Genomic DNA, 227 nt, shown 5'->3' with positions numbered 1-227 from the left:
GACGTTCCGAGAGCAACTCGATGCAAAGGTGCAGTCGTCACTGTGTGAAACCGAGATTTCGTTCCCACCGTACGGGACGGGAGAACTTCAGAAGGTCCTCGAACAGCGTGCCGATATCGCGTTCCACCAAAACGCAATCGAGGATGGCGTGATTTCGCTGTGTGCTGCACTCGGTCGACAGGATGGTGGTGACGCCCGACGTGCGATCACCCTACTCCGCAAGGCCG

At 58.1% G+C, this 227-nt stretch carries 1 pseudogene; it reads left to right on the top strand.

Features of this window, described 5'->3' with window-relative positions:
* Positions 1-227: pseudogene (locus tag AUR66_RS22850) on the top strand (cell division control protein Cdc6); the annotation flags it as partial.

Source organism: Haloferax profundi (genome assembly GCF_001469865.1).
GTDB classification, from domain to species: domain Archaea; phylum Halobacteriota; class Halobacteria; order Halobacteriales; family Haloferacaceae; genus Haloferax; species Haloferax profundi.
This window is presented reverse-complemented; position numbering and strand designations above follow the sequence as displayed.